Source organism: Aureimonas psammosilenae (assembly GCF_009176975.1).
GTDB classification, from domain to species: Bacteria; Pseudomonadota; Alphaproteobacteria; order Rhizobiales; family Rhizobiaceae; genus Plantimonas; species Plantimonas psammosilenae.
This window is the reverse complement of the sequence record NZ_WEZG01000007.1, coordinates 66,586-79,645: the sequence shown is the minus strand read 5'-3', so window position 1 is coordinate 79,645 and position 13,060 is coordinate 66,586. Positions and strand designations below refer to the sequence as shown.

Here is a 13,060-nt window from a genome sequence, read left to right as displayed (position 1 = left end):
CGGCGGCGCGACCAATCGCGCGCCGGACGAGTTCAGGAAAGGCCGGCGGCCTTGCGAAGCGCAGCGTTGATCCTGTCCTGCCAGCCGGGACCGTCCTCCTGGAAGTGGTGCAGAACGTCCTGGTCGATCCTGAGCGACACCATCTCCTTGACGCCCGGCACGGCAGCCGGCTGCGGATCGGGCGTGCGTTGAGGGACGGTCGCCTTGCGGAAGGCGGCTTCGGCGGCATCGCGCGGGTTCGTGGGTCGGCGCATCGTTTCGATCCTCCTTTTCGTATCACTCGCTGCCGGGCGGCGCGCGAAAACCTATACCGGCGCGAATCCTTGAATCTGGTCGCGTCCGCGTCGCTTGGCTTCGTAAAGGTGAATGTCGGCCCGGCGCAACGCGCTCTCGAACTCGTCGCTCTGCCGGCTGGTGCGGACGGCCAGCCCGAAGCTCGCGGTTTGGCGGCCCTCGATGCCCGTTCGCGACCATTCGAAGACCGACATGGCGTCGCGAAGGCGTTCGGCGACCATTCTGGTGCGAGCGAGATCGTATCCCGGCAGATACAACACGAACTCCTCCCCGCCGGTGCGCGCGGCGACGCTGCCCGGCGGCAGCGCCGCGCGGATGAGGTCCGACAAGGCGACCAGCACCCGGTCGCCGACCGCATGACCCCAGGTGTCGTTCACCCGCTTGAAACGGTCGAGATCGCAGATCACGATCCCGTCCGTGCGCTCCGCGCGCCCTTGCGCCGCAACGGCATCGAGGCCGCGGCGATTGAACAGGCCCGTCAGGGGATCGATCAGCGCGTCGCGGCGATGGTTCGCGATGACGTCGGTCATGACGGCGATCAGCGCGCATGACGCGAACGCGATGCCGCCGACGATGCCGGAGGCGAGCATCACATAGCCGTAGACCGTCTGGGAAAAGGTCGAGAAAGTCGCGCCTGCAGCCGTGACGGGGATGCTCGCGGTCCGCACGAGATTCTCGATGACCACCAGCCAGGACAGAAGGACCAAGACCCGATCGAGCCATGGTCTGGGCCAACGCGCGACAACCAAAGCGAGGATGAGTTGCGCCGCGCAGGTGACGTCCGACAGGACGAGTTCCACCGCCAGGCTGCCGATCACCAGAACCGCCGCGAGCGACGCGGCAACGGCAAAACCGAGGAGCGCAAGGCGCGGCCCGATCAGGCGGGGCTTGACGTAACGCGCCAGAAGCGCGCCGCTGAAGAAGTAGAACGAAAGGGCGAAGAGAATATCGGCGCTGACGGCGACGGCTTCGACGGGAACCAAGGCCTCGGCCATCGGCAACGCGAAGGCAGCGCCGCTGAGAAGGAAACCGATGCCCCAGAGCCGCGCTTCCCGAGCGGCTCCCGCGCGGTTCGCTGCCAGGAATAGCACCCCGAATCCGAAATGGATCAAGGGAATCGTCCAGGCGAAACTCTCGCCCATCGTGTCGTGGCCTTTCGGTAGGAACGCGAACCCGTCGCTCGTGCCGACAGGGAGTAAGCTCAGTGGCTTTAAGGACTGTTGAGACGGCCAAGCATATTCCGTAGGCGGTTAGTCTTTCGCAGTCCCATCGGAAGCCATCGAGAAAAGAGGGGAAAAACCCACACCCATTCATCCAAGCGCCCGCCCTTTTTGCCGCCATAACGCCGCGCCAATGATGGGGCATGAACCGTCGCACCTTTCTTGCCGCCTCCGCCTGCGCAGTGATGTCCGGCACCGCATCCGGCGCGGCGACCGATCCGCCGTTGATCGCCGAGGATTATGCCGTCGCGCGGTCCGCGTTTCGAACGAAGCTTCTTCGTCAGGGACCGGCGCCGGACAAGGGCGACAACCTGACGCCGCCGGGGGATGCGCGGCGGATCGACTACCGCTCGGGCGATCTGGAACTTGCGGCCTGGGTTTCCGAGGAAGCCGAGCGTGGACGAGCCGACCGGCCGGCCGTTCTGTTCCTGCACGGCGGCAACGCGCTCTGGCACGGACATTGGGATCTGACGCGACCCTATCGGGACGCCGGCTATATCGCGATGATGCCGGCGCTTCGGGCCGAAAACGGCCAGCCCGGCTTCTTTTCCGGCTTTTATGAGGAGACCGACGACGTGATCGCCGCCGCAAACGTCTTGGCGAGGCTTCCTGGCGTCGACCCGGCCAGGGTTTTTCTTGCCGGCCACAGCGTCGGCGGCACGCTGACCTTGCTCGGCGCGCTGGCCTCGCCCTTGTTTCGCGCCGCGGCCGCCTTCTCGCCCAATCCCGACGCCAGGGCCTTCTTCCGACATTTTCCCGAAGACATCCGGTTCGATGCGAGCGACCCGCAGGAGTTCGAACTGCGCTCGGCTCTATGCTTCGCGCAAAGCTTCAAATGCCCGGTCCTGATGCTGCACGGCTCGGCCGAAACGCGCAGCGAGGACGCGATCCGGCTGACCGCCGATCGGGCAAAGGCGAAAGGCTTGGATGTCCGCCATGGCATCGTGCCCGGCGATCATACATCGTCGATCCCGGAAGAAACCGCGCAAAGCCTGCGCTTCTTCGAGGAAGGGCGCTGAAAGGAAGAACGGCCCGAGACGCCGTTGGAGAAGAATACGCCCTCCCCAACGGCTGAGGATATTTTAAGCGAATGCGACGATGGCGAGCGGCGCCGCGACCATCGCCATTCCGACAAGCGTCCCGACGCAGATACCAAGGGACGGAGAGCGTTTGAGCGATTGCATTGGATCTCCTTTGCATTCGTTGGCGCCACCCATAAGGCTCGGCCCATAAGGTTAAGGCTTGCTTAACGCGGGTCGCGGCCGGCTTTGAAGCGCCTGATAAAACCTCGCGGGGTCGGCTGGCCGGTTCTTTTGCCGCTCCGGGCGAGCCGCCTGTTTCGCCCGTCCTCCGGACCATCGCGAATGCTCGCCGATGCGCCCTCGCATCGACTGCGCTTCGCTCCTCGGTATCGGACAATAATCCCTTGTCCATTCTCCGCCCGGAGGTATTGTTCGGCGCTCCTATTCCGGAGGGTGCTGCGTTTCGTCGAGTTGCTCGCGCAGCGCCTGCCCGAAATCCGCCAATGCCCGCTGCACCCCGGAAAGAAACTGCTCGGCCACGTCGGGATCGTCGCCCTCGGACGCCGACACGCTGTCCACGAGCGAGAGGACCTCGTCCTCCGCTTCGGCCGGGAACAGGCCCTTGGCGACGGCGCGCTCGACATAAAGAGCACGAACCAGGATATCCAAGGCCTGCGTCTTGGCGTGAAGATCCTGAGCCGCGCCGGCCAGGGCTTTCAGGACATTGTTGATCTCGCTCATTCCATGCCTTTCCGCGGGCGATACCCGCCCGTCACGGCCGGGCAGCAGACATCCAAAGGCATCGCCCGAGGACCCTCACCGACCGAATGGATGTGCGATATTCCGGATGCGGACAATCCGCAAACCACCGCCGCCAATCGCGACCGAGGCGATGCGGATATGCCATGTTGGCGGGAAATAAATGGTGCTGCGAGAGAGGATTGAACTCTGATGTCTTTCCGATAGGTGATTGCTTTTGTTGTATAAATAGCTTTTGGAAAATGCCTTTTTGGTAGGTGGTAGGGTATGCTTTTTGGTAGGTTGCAGTCAGTTCAACGCCGATATTCGACAGAGCGATTACCGATTAGCTACAGCCCCAACATTTCTATCTGATTGAGGTAACAATTTATTAACTCTTATGCGTTCGCAAACGCACGCAATCGCGTAGGAAGTCGCACTCATCTTGCCAGAACGGTGCAAGAGACATTTTCCCCCGCACACGAAAAGCGACCTTATCCCCAGCGACAGTGAGAACGAAACGTATTTCGCCGTCTGAGGTCACATACGAATCCCCTCTATGAAGGACAGCATGGTCACTCATTGAGTTTTGGTTTCCAACGGTATTGCTTCAATTCGCTGTCAAGATGCTCCAAATTCCGTAGCGTTTCTTGAACGAATCGTTGGCTTGTTACTAAGAATTCATCGTTGAACTTAGGAAGAAGACTCAGGTCACGATCAAGGAAAGTGATTCCACAAAATGAATCCTCTGCAGATTGCAGAATTCTTCGGCAAAGTTCCATCTGATGTTCGAGGTTACAAGAGAATGCGCCGTATTTGACAGGCAACTGGAAGAACATTGCGGCGCCCGCGCTGGTGAACATTCTGAAAAGCAGCGGGGGATGATCGAGCAAATTCGAGTCGACTAAGTCATCTGGAGAATACTGATAAAGCATTCGGAAAGCAGTATACACAGCATATGACTCAAAAGCAAGGTCTGTAACGTCTGCTTTGAAATACCCATTCCAATTGTTCAAGACAATCGGAAAATCTACAGCTACTTTCCGGTTTAGCATGTTCTTGAAGGCGACTATATCTGCATCAAGCTCTAAAGCCTGTATGATGCGAGTTATATCGTTCTCAGAATGAAAGACGTCCGTCATTTTGAGAAGGGCGAAGTTGTGTTGGTTTCGAAGGTATGCCGTATGGCCCTGTATTACGTGCGCAACTTCATGCGCTAGGACAAAGAAGATTGCGTTGTCGAATAACAAATTTCCTAACGAACATCTCTTCTTGATTATTTCTGTTTGCTCCCTACTAAGTATTTCGCCAAGATTTAGACCAAGAAAGGCTTCTAGGAAGTTTGCAGACGCTGAATTGAAAGATCCCTTGATAGGCGCGCCATCAGCAATGGTCTCACCTAATATTTCTTGCTTGGTATTCATGTCTACCTGAAAATAAGCAGCAAGGGAGTCTATCAACCCTTGCGAGATTTCAACAACTGGGTTTTCCGCAAGTGTTACTGATGCTTGAACGCTAGATTCCTCCTCATTGATGAGGAGCGTAATCTCGTAATCTTCCTCATACGTATTTTTTACAGACCAGTTCATTTGATTGAAAATGTGTAAGACGCGGGAGTTCCGAACGGCATTCGGTCCTTCTGCTTTGATGGTAATGGTGTTGGATTGGTTCGACATTGAGCGACCTTCAAACTGATTTCGAAGCTAACATCGCACAACCACCTTCAACATCAATGGCCGAAACAGGCGCCCGGCGGCGCCTGAATGGGTCTACAAAGTCTACGGGGATCAGACCGTAAGAAGACGCGATATCGCCTTCACACGAACACGCGGCTTCGGTGCCATCAAGCGGTCGAGCAACGCGATAACCTCGTCGTATGGATCGCACGGCACTTCAACCATAACGAACTCGCCATCGATCACGTTGGGTTTGTAGCGCGGCACTTCAGCGAGGATGGCTTCCAGCGACTTCGGTTCGGCAGTTGCCTTTCTAATATGCGCCCGGACGATTCTTGCTGCTTGCGCATAGTTGCGCGCCGGCTTGTCGAATGTTTGGCTCAACTCTTCGATATCGGAGCGAAGCAAACCTGGAATGCGATCGGTGCAATTCCAAAGCTTGCCAGCAAGGGAATTGAGTTCCCGATCCTCATTAGGCGTCATCCTCTGATCGATGACATAACGGTCAACGAGTTCCGCGAACCGCCGTCGAATATCGGGTGGGGCGCGACCGCCGCGTGAGGGATTGAAGGCCAGAGCGCTCAATGCCGTTCCTCCTTGCCTTCATTGCCGTTGCCAACGAATTCAACTCCATCCAGTTTGCCGGCACCGAACGCTTTTCCTCGTCCCTCCTTCGGATCGCCTTTTGCACGTTCCTTGGCGACGCCAGCCGCGATCATGTTCAGCCGTTCAGCGTGTGACTTCTCGTCATCGATCTGCATGTGCTATTCCTCATTCGCTCTAATGCACTTCGCCATGCTGAAGACATGGCGCATTCATCCGACCGGGACGTTGGCGCGTCTCGGCTGGTTTCTCGGTAGTTCGTGCTTGCTACGAGAAGGACGGAGCCATCCTTTCGGATGGATATCAAGAGAGTTGTCGCGCGGATTTTAGCCGATTAGGCGATCCGACGTTTTAGCAGATTAGGCGACTGCGGCGGCCGCCGCAAAGCCATCCAACACGTCCGCGGGAACCGGCGCGATCGAAGCTGCCACTGCGGCGGGCTTCAGAGCGGCCGGAAGGGTTTGCTGGCGTTCGGCGTGGAGATCGGCCGCGACGGTATCAGAGACGATCCCGTTCTCTGCGAGCGCTTCCGCGATGAAGGCTTCGCGGTCGGTCGCCAGGACGATCGGACGCGAGAACGCTTCCAAGAGATCGCGCGAAAGCTTGTGCCAGCTTTCGCCATAGAGCGCGACGTTCCAGCCGGAACCGTCATTGTAAAGATTCGGAATTTCGAGCACTTCCAACCCCTGAAGCACGGTGAACACGCGCTTTATGAGTCAGTGCGATTCCGCGCGCAAGACTATTATTTAAATCAAACGGACTATTTTCGCGTGTAAATCAATATTGATTGAACATATACTCCTAACGTCCTCGCTATCGCTCGGACAAAGGCTCGCTTCGCTCGCCCGCATGTTTTCTGTTTTTAATTTCTTTCTTTCATAACATCCTGCAGAGATAGGCTTACCCCTACCAGATACTACAGACGAGAAAGCACATGGCTTACCGTTTGCCCGTATCTGGTAAGAGGTAATATCCTGCGTCGGCAGGAGCGTAAGAGGATTGGTTGCTGATGCCGACCGGGCGGCGATCCTTGCCCGGTCATGTCCTCCGAAACCCGATCTTTCGATCATCGCGGTTATCGCCCGAAAGCGAAGCACTACGGCCGGCAACTGTCTCCACCGGACCATAGCCGGCGTTGTCGTTCGAAATGATGAAAGGACAGGGCGCCGTCTTTTATGGCAGTCTTTCCAACGCTGGCGAGCGTTGCGGCGCTTACCGATGACGGGCGTCCGATATTCTCTATCGGGGAGCGGGCGTATCGATGTCCGGGCGACTTCGGCGTGTCTCAAGCGGTCGGTCATGTTCCCGACACTGCGATTTCATGGGGCCGATATAGGCAGGGGCCGGTCAGCACCGGCCCCTGGTCTTGCTTCGTATGCGCCCATCTAACGCGCTGATGATAGTATAGCGTGGATTACGGGAAATGTTTCGAAGAAAGAGCGAAACGCAACAGAGGAGAAACAATCACAATTTGTTTCACTCTTCCAGCCGGTATGATGCTTATTTCCCGGTAATAACGGAGTGCCGCAAGTTCGAGATCAATCGCCTGATCTCGTCAACCTGATCGAACAGTGGTTTCGTCACAACTTCCATATGGTCGTATTCATCAAAATCACAGTCTTCGACTTGCGTCAGAATATCCGGGGCAGCATCGATGATCTCTCGCACTGCATCCCCGATTTGAGATTTATAGTCGGGCATACCTGAATCCTCGTTCAAAGCGATGTCATGCCGGAAATGGCCGGCCATTTCCTTTATCAGTATTGGCGAAGGTCAGCGATTTATCAGCTATCGGCCATTCCTAAATACGCCCCCCGGTCGCATGGCGCGTTGCAACTCCTGTTGAATCGTCGCCCGCATTTGAGCGTCGATCGCTGCAGCGGTCTTCCGTGCCGCTTCGTCGTTCGCTTTCGAGTCGCCACCCTGCGCCGCGTTCACGGTGATGACGGGTGCGATGTTGACGGTTTGGCTTGCCATGCTGGAACTGCCGCCGCTTGCCGCCCTGCCGACAAGCCCGCCGGTCGCGAAAGCGGGAATGTTGCCGCTGTTGACCGCTTCCAAAAGCGCCCGGTGCTTTGCGGTCGATTGAGCGTTGACGACGAATTCGCCATTTGAGAGACGCGCCAGGACGCTATCACTCGTTCCGGTCCCAGGTCCGCGCACATGCCCGCCGCTGGCGAAAGCGCCAACGGCCCCGGCTGAGATTGCCGCCGTTGTGCCAGCTGAGATCGAAGCGCCGCCGAAGAGCCCGCCAACGAGGGTGCCGAAGATGCCGGCCCCGCCTCCGAAGAGCTTGCCGAGCGGCCCCTGTCCCAGGAACGCCGCCTGAAGCGCCGCGTCCGCAAGCGAAGACAGAAGGCGTTGCAAGGCCTGTTGCGCCGAAGCGCTGCCGGTGATGATCGAAGAGAAGAACCCGGACGCGCCTTCCGCCAGGAAGCTTTGAACCTCGCGCATATGCTCTTGCGTCTCGGCAGCTTTGGCCGTTGCAACCTCAACTTCCGCCATGCCGGCCGCCAGCTGCGAAAGTTCGGCGCGCTGTTCCGGCGTCAACGTGATGCCAGCCCGGTAAGCCTCGTTCAGAAGCCCTTGCTCGTATCGCAGCTTCGCGGCCTGTTGTGCCGTCATGCCGAGCGTGGAGCCTTCAAGGTTTTGTTGCGCGATGAACTCGACGGAGCTTCCGACGATCTCTTGATACGCTGCCGAGAGTTCCTTGCGCTTGTCGATCGCCGTTTGAACGCCTTCGTCACGTCCGGGCATAGTCTGTTGCGAGACGCCAAGTCCGGTTTGAATGGCGCCGTCCGGCACGTTCTGAAGGCTGGTCCATTCGGAGCGAAGGCCAGCGAGATCGCTTCCACGGCGCCGAAGAAGTTGCTGCGCCATACGGTCCTGAAGGGCGGGGCTGAAGAGTTCGTCGCCCGATAGGCCCATCTCTCCCATAAGGCCCTTCATCGTCTTGCCGACGATCTGGTAGCGCCCGACTGCCGACGAATTGAACTTGTTATCCGGGTGCGCAAGCATCTGACGCTGAAGCGCCTGAACCTCTTTCAGCGTCATGGCCGTGAGGTTCACGTCGCCGCCCGTGAACTTCCCATAGCCGAGCGTTTCGTTATAGCCGCGCCCCTTATCGGTCCCTTCGGTGTGGCCGATGAGATCAAGCATTCCCTTCTTGGCGACTTCCCTCGCAACGGCGTCGTTGTAGCGATTGAGGGGCTCAAGGTTGCCCTTCTCGGGCTGGCGCGGGTGAAGCTCGACGGCAGCGGCATCGGCAGCGCCCCCAAGCCGGCTGACGCTGTTCGCGGCGGAAGAGGTCATGCCGGTATATTTGTCCAACGCCGCCTGAAGGTCCCGATACTCCCCTTCGAGCTTCGCCAGTTCGGCTTCGCGAACGCGGATTTCCGATTCATTCGCTTGCTGCATGTTCGGCGGGAAGTTGCGCTGTTGCTCGCGAAGGTCGTCAATCTCGTAGCGCTTCGCGGCCTGATCCTGAAAGTTCACGGCGATGTTGCGCCGCAGTGTGTTCGCGCCCTGATCCTGAACCGAACGGAACTGGTCCAGGAACTCGCTGAGAGCTTCGGTCGCCTCGACAATCGCGCCTTTGAGCTTCGATCCGACAACCGTGGCGATGAGGTTAAACTTCCGGTCCACCTCGTCAGCCTTGGCAATCATCTTATCGTCCATGATGATTCCCAGGTCGTTCGCTTCCTTGATCATCCGGCGGATACCTTCGCCGCCCTTGTCGATGATCTCGACAAAGCGTTCGCCACCTGTGCCGCCGAAAAGTTCGTCAAAGACGCGGTTTCGGGCCGCTTCATTGAGGCCCTGAACCTTGTCGATGATCTCGGTGAAGAGCGCCGTGGGATCGGCAAGCTTCTTCTTCAAGTCGTCAGCAGTGTAGCCTAGGCGCTTGAAGGACTCGGCAGCGGAGCCCGATCCGGTGATGATGTATTCGTCCGCGCGAAGGCCAAGCTCCTTCATGCCGTCGATAAGGGCGTCTACTGGAACGCGCGTTTGCGTGGCGACGTAGGAGAGTTCCTGAAACGCCTTTGTCGACAGGCCGGCGCGCTTGGCTTCGTTCCCGATCATGGCGACAGAGGATGCCACCTGCCGGAAGGCCTGAACGGTTCCGCCAACGCTGAACGCCGCAAGACTGCCGGCAAGGCCAGCGAAGGCCCCTTTGCCGAGATTGGCGAACTTGGCGCCGATGCCGTCAGCGGCTTTAGCCATGTCCTTTTCCATGCGGGCGGCGGCTTCGCGACTGCGCTTTTCCATCTGGCCCAGGCCGCGCTCGGCAAGTTGGTTTGCGCGGGCGAGGCTCTTTTCGAGCTTGTCGATACGGAGTTCTAAACCAACGGAAAGGTCGTTCTCTTTCGAGCGGGCCATGGGGGTTCCTTATGCGAACCACGACGCGGGATCGCAGTCGGGACTATTGAGGGGATTGGAAGTAACTTCGTTCGCGGCAGCGCGGGCAACGGCCATGGCGGCAGCGACAGCGCCGTCAATGCGCTTCTTCGACTTGCCCTTGTGCATGGCGATGTTGTCATTCCGGTCGCGGACGACGACGACGTTTTCGAAGTTCCAGCGAAGCACGGCGTTGCCGCCATGGCGGAAGTGTCGCCCGACGATTGCACGCTTGAGGGCGTCGGCAGCGGGCGCCATCAAGCGCCAGCTTTGATCGAAGCGAAGGACGGGAAGGCCTTCCTCGCCAAGCGCCGTCATGAGCAAGCTGGCGCGCGCGGGATCGTATGCGATTTCCTGAACGGCGTAGGTCTCGCAAAGCTCGCGAAGGACTTCCGCAATCCGCTTCTGGTCCACAACGGGACCGGGGATGGCTTCGACAAGCCCATCCTTCACCCATGCGCCATAGGGAACGCCGTCAGACTTATCGTGCTTTTCGATCGTCTCTTCCGGCAGAAAGAACCACGGTCGGACGATGAAACCTTCTTCGTCATCGGGATCGCGCCACGCGGCAACGATCGCCGTCAGGTCGTCGGAGATGGAAAGATCAACGCCAACGTAGCAGGGTTCGCCCTTCAGCCGTTCCAGCAACTCGGCATCGAACGCGGCGGCGCCCTCGTCGTAGACCTTCATATCCACGAACGGCGAAGTGGATTCTTCCTGCCACATATTGAGGTTGTATTGCTGGAAACGGGTGCGGTCGGACGCAGAGCGTTCGGCAAGGGCAAGGTCGGCATGGAAACCGCCAATGTCGGGATAACCGTCCCGCATCCCCGGATTGACGAGCTTCCAAAGTTCGGGATCGCGCCAGTCGTCGTCCTTATCGGCCGCGAAGATGATCGGCAGAAATGACGGGTCGATGATCTCCCCGCGCTGAACCTTCAGGGCGTAGTCCCATTGCTCATAGGCAAGGTTCTCTTGGCCGGCGCCGGCAGTCGTGGCGACGACGAAAACCGTGTTCTTGATCTTCGAGGTTGCCGAGCGGAGTGAGTCCCAAAGCTCACGGCCGGCCGTTCCCTTCCAGATATGCAGTTCGTCCGCGATGATGAGGCTTGGCGTCTTGCCGTGCTGAACGCGACCGTTCGCGGAAACGGCGCGATAGGTCGTGCTGGCCTTGGGATAGGTGATCGAAGCGTTCGTCGTCTTGACGCGCATATGCCGGCCGAGGCGCGGGTCGTGTTCGACAATGAGCTTCACTTCGTTGAAGAGTTCGCGCGCTTGCTCGACGGCGCCAGCGGCAGAAACCACGACGCTGCCGGGAGTGCGGTTCGGCCCGCGAAGCGCGAGCAACGCCAGTGCGCCGCAAAGGGCGGTCTTCCGGTTGCCCCTCGGCAGGCCCAGGAACGCGCGACGAAACTTCCGATCGCCAGCTCGGATGCCGAGATCGGGATCGTCTACGGTATGTCGGTCGCCTTCCAAACGGCGGATAACCCGCTCTTGGAAAAGCGACAGTTCGAACGGATGGCCGGGCGCGCTGTTCTTCGGGTGCTTCATCGCCCGGAGAAACTGAATGGCGCGCTCGCCATGGCCGAACGGATCGGGGATCGGGGAGCCGTCAAAAATCCAGGCTGGAATCGTCGCCATCGTCGGTCTTGAAGTTCGATCGCGAGCGGCTGACGGGCGTTAGCCCAAGCTCGTTCGCGCAAAGCCGCATCGTCTTGATGCTTTCGTTTTGGATGCCGGATGCCGGATGGCGTTTGTGTTCGCCCCTCGCGTTCAGGAAGGTGACGCCTTCGCGCGCGATCGTGCGCTCGGCTTCGCGCATCCGAGCGAAGGCCGTGCAATAGCTTTCGAGGATGCCGAGATCGGCGCCTGTCAGAACGCCGCGCTCAACGAGAATGGGCGCAATGCGCTTCCATTCCCGCTTGGCGTCGGGTGCCAGGTGCGCGGGCGGCTTCGGTGCTTCCATCAAGACGGAAGAGCCAGGCGCGATCTCGTTCGGCTTCCGGCCCCTCATTCGACAGCCTCGGCACGGATTTCCAAGCCTTCGCGGAAGCCGAGTTCCTGAATGTCCACGATGTTGAAGGCAGCGCCTTCGTAGGTGAGCCGGTCCTTCGTCGTGAGATCGCGAAGGAAGCGGATGCGGAAGACGAGCGTCCGCTTGGCGTTCTCGCCATACGCGGCGATAAACTCTTCCGTCGAAAGCGTGACGAGTTCCGCCCTACGGCTGGCGAGCTTCGTCCAGGCCTTCAGCGGCCGGCGATGCCTGTCGAGCGTCGTCGTCTCGCGCTCAATGATGATGGAGCGATTGAGCTTGGCCGGATCGATCATGCGAGCCGTCCGACGATAGCCTCGACGCTGACGATGGCGCGGCCGTAGTTGCGAGAAGGATCGCGAAGGAAGCGAGTGCCCGCAATATAGAGGTCCACAAGGGCTATGCCTTCCGGGGTGAGAGGTTGATCCAAGGCGCCAAGCACGGCGCCGGTGATGATTTTGGCGCCGGCAAGGGATTCCTCGTCAGTCCAGATATGCAGGTCCATGAAGACGCGAACGTGCTTCCGCTCGTAGGTGACTTCCTCATAGGCGGTCTGCCCTTCGCCGATGATGATCGAAGGGAACGCCGCAGGGGTGCGCGGCCCGTCCACGATAGAGGCGGCCGGAACGAGATCGGTTACGGCTTTCGTGCCAGCTAGACGCGCGCCGATAGCGTCCTGAAGGGCAAGGGTCGGTTCGATCATCGCGCGGCCCAGTAGGCCTTAATGGCCTTGTTAGCCTCGCGCTGAAGGCGGCGCTTGATCTTATCGCGAAGCGTCCGATAGGCCGGGAAAAGGAAGGCCTGTTGGGGCGTGTCCACGGTTCCGAACTCCACCCAACGGGCATAGTGCGCCTCCGCATCGCCAGCGACGATCTTCCGCGCGAGTTCATGTTCGCCAGCGGTGAAGTGGATAGAATCCTTCAGGTCGCCTTGATCTACGGGCGCCAGAGCCTTCGCGAGTGCTACGAGTTCGGCCGCACTCTTGTCCAAAGCAGGCTGAATGGCGAGCTTGATCGCGGCCGGCATCCCTTCCAGGCGAGCTTGAAGGCGCCGAAGTTGTTCGTTCGAACGCGCCAT

General features: G+C 59.3%; 15 protein-coding genes. 1 reads left to right on the top strand and 14 read right to left on the bottom strand.

What is annotated here, in order from left to right:
* Positions 1-32: 32 nt before the first annotated feature.
* Positions 33-254, bottom strand: a complete 222-nt coding sequence (locus F9929_RS13970) for a BrnA antitoxin family protein (RefSeq protein ID WP_152047198.1) — start codon at positions 252-254, stop codon at positions 33-35.
* A gap of 51 nt (positions 255-305) precedes the next feature.
* A complete protein-coding gene (locus tag F9929_RS13965) occupies positions 306-1,436 on the bottom strand; it encodes a GGDEF domain-containing protein (protein ID WP_152047197.1) in 1,131 nt (376 codons plus the stop codon).
* A 221-nt stretch (positions 1,437-1,657) separates the two neighbouring features.
* Here F9929_RS13965 and F9929_RS13960 point away from each other — a divergent pair, with 221 nt between their 5' ends.
* On the top strand, positions 1,658-2,533 hold the full coding sequence (locus F9929_RS13960; protein ID WP_152047196.1) for an alpha/beta hydrolase family protein: 876 nt from the start codon (positions 1,658-1,660) through the stop codon (positions 2,531-2,533).
* Positions 2,534-2,977: 444 nt separating this feature from the next.
* Here F9929_RS13960 and F9929_RS13955 read toward each other — a convergent pair whose 3' ends face one another.
* The 12 genes from F9929_RS13955 to F9929_RS13900 form a co-directional block, all read right to left on the bottom strand.
* Entirely contained in the window at positions 2,978-3,277 is a 300-nt protein-coding gene (locus F9929_RS13955; RefSeq protein ID WP_152047195.1) for a hypothetical protein, read from the bottom strand.
* A 572-nt stretch (positions 3,278-3,849) separates the two neighbouring features.
* Positions 3,850-4,950 (bottom strand): M48 family metalloprotease, encoded by a 1,101-nt coding sequence (locus F9929_RS13950; RefSeq protein ID WP_152047194.1) that lies wholly within the window; start codon positions 4,948-4,950, stop codon positions 3,850-3,852.
* A 111-nt stretch (positions 4,951-5,061) separates the two neighbouring features.
* A complete protein-coding gene (locus F9929_RS13945) occupies positions 5,062-5,535 on the bottom strand; it encodes a hypothetical protein (protein ID WP_152047193.1) in 474 nt (157 codons plus the stop codon).
* Positions 5,532-5,711 (bottom strand): hypothetical protein, encoded by a 180-nt coding sequence (locus tag F9929_RS13940; RefSeq protein WP_152047192.1) that lies wholly within the window; start codon positions 5,709-5,711, stop codon positions 5,532-5,534. Before F9929_RS13940 ends, F9929_RS13945 begins: the two co-directional genes overlap by 4 nt.
* Before the next feature lie 201 nt (positions 5,712-5,912).
* Positions 5,913-6,257: a hypothetical protein gene (locus F9929_RS13935; RefSeq protein WP_152047191.1), complete on the bottom strand. Its 345-nt coding sequence runs from the start codon at positions 6,255-6,257 to the stop codon at positions 5,913-5,915.
* Between the two features lie 796 nt (positions 6,258-7,053).
* Complete coding sequence (locus tag F9929_RS13930) at positions 7,054-7,302, bottom strand: hypothetical protein (RefSeq protein WP_152047190.1); 249 nt, start codon at positions 7,300-7,302, stop codon at positions 7,054-7,056.
* A gap of 39 nt (positions 7,303-7,341) precedes the next feature.
* On the bottom strand, positions 7,342-9,933 hold the full coding sequence (locus F9929_RS13925; RefSeq protein WP_152047189.1) for a phage tail tape measure protein: 2,592 nt from the start codon (positions 9,931-9,933) through the stop codon (positions 7,342-7,344).
* A gap of 9 nt (positions 9,934-9,942) precedes the next feature.
* The gene (locus F9929_RS13920; RefSeq protein ID WP_152047188.1) at positions 9,943-11,592 is read right to left on the bottom strand and encodes a terminase large subunit; all 1,650 of its coding nucleotides are present in this window, start codon (positions 11,590-11,592) and stop codon (positions 9,943-9,945) included.
* Positions 11,564-11,965, bottom strand: coding sequence for a phage terminase small subunit P27 family (locus F9929_RS13915; protein ID WP_152047187.1), 402 nt, complete (start codon positions 11,963-11,965; stop codon positions 11,564-11,566). Before F9929_RS13915 ends, F9929_RS13920 begins: the two co-directional genes overlap by 29 nt.
* Entirely contained in the window at positions 11,962-12,279 is a 318-nt protein-coding gene (locus tag F9929_RS13910; protein WP_152047186.1) for a phage head closure protein, read from the bottom strand. Before F9929_RS13910 ends, F9929_RS13915 begins: the two co-directional genes overlap by 4 nt.
* On the bottom strand, positions 12,276-12,686 hold the full coding sequence (locus F9929_RS13905; protein WP_152047185.1) for a DUF3168 domain-containing protein: 411 nt from the start codon (positions 12,684-12,686) through the stop codon (positions 12,276-12,278). Before F9929_RS13905 ends, F9929_RS13910 begins: the two co-directional genes overlap by 4 nt.
* Positions 12,683-13,060 carry an HK97-gp10 family putative phage morphogenesis protein gene (locus tag F9929_RS13900; protein ID WP_268915667.1) on the bottom strand — a complete coding sequence of 126 codons (378 nt, stop codon included), beginning with the start codon at positions 13,058-13,060 and terminating at the stop codon, positions 12,683-12,685. Before F9929_RS13900 ends, F9929_RS13905 begins: the two co-directional genes overlap by 4 nt.

Excerpts from the sequence above, each read along its gene's own strand:
- F9929_RS13970 (WP_152047198.1), bottom strand. The coding sequence starts at position 254 with ATGCGCCGACCCACGAACCCGCGCGATGCCGCCGAAGCCGCCTTCCGC.
- F9929_RS13965 (WP_152047197.1), bottom strand. The coding sequence starts at position 1,436 with ATGGGCGAGAGTTTCGCCTGGACGATTCCCTTGATCCATTTCGGATTC.
- F9929_RS13960 (WP_152047196.1), top strand. The coding sequence starts at position 1,658 with ATGAACCGTCGCACCTTTCTTGCCGCCTCCGCCTGCGCAGTGATGTCC.
- F9929_RS13955 (WP_152047195.1), bottom strand. The coding sequence starts at position 3,277 with ATGAGCGAGATCAACAATGTCCTGAAAGCCCTGGCCGGCGCGGCTCAG.
- F9929_RS13950 (WP_152047194.1), bottom strand. The coding sequence starts at position 4,950 with ATGTCGAACCAATCCAACACCATTACCATCAAAGCAGAAGGACCGAAT.
- F9929_RS13940 (WP_152047192.1), bottom strand. The coding sequence starts at position 5,711 with ATGCAGATCGATGACGAGAAGTCACACGCTGAACGGCTGAACATGATC.
- F9929_RS13930 (WP_152047190.1), bottom strand. The coding sequence starts at position 7,302 with ATGGCCGGCCATTTCCGGCATGACATCGCTTTGAACGAGGATTCAGGT.
- F9929_RS13925 (WP_152047189.1), bottom strand. The coding sequence starts at position 9,933 with ATGGCCCGCTCGAAAGAGAACGACCTTTCCGTTGGTTTAGAACTCCGT.
- F9929_RS13920 (WP_152047188.1), bottom strand. The coding sequence starts at position 11,592 with ATGGCGACGATTCCAGCCTGGATTTTTGACGGCTCCCCGATCCCCGAT.
- F9929_RS13915 (WP_152047187.1), bottom strand. The coding sequence starts at position 11,965 with ATGAGGGGCCGGAAGCCGAACGAGATCGCGCCTGGCTCTTCCGTCTTG.
- F9929_RS13910 (WP_152047186.1), bottom strand. The coding sequence starts at position 12,279 with ATGATCGATCCGGCCAAGCTCAATCGCTCCATCATCATTGAGCGCGAG.
- F9929_RS13905 (WP_152047185.1), bottom strand. The coding sequence starts at position 12,686 with ATGATCGAACCGACCCTTGCCCTTCAGGACGCTATCGGCGCGCGTCTA.
- F9929_RS13900 (WP_268915667.1), bottom strand. The coding sequence starts at position 13,060 with ATGGCGCGTTCGAACGAACAACTTCGGCGCCTTCAAGCTCGCCTGGAA.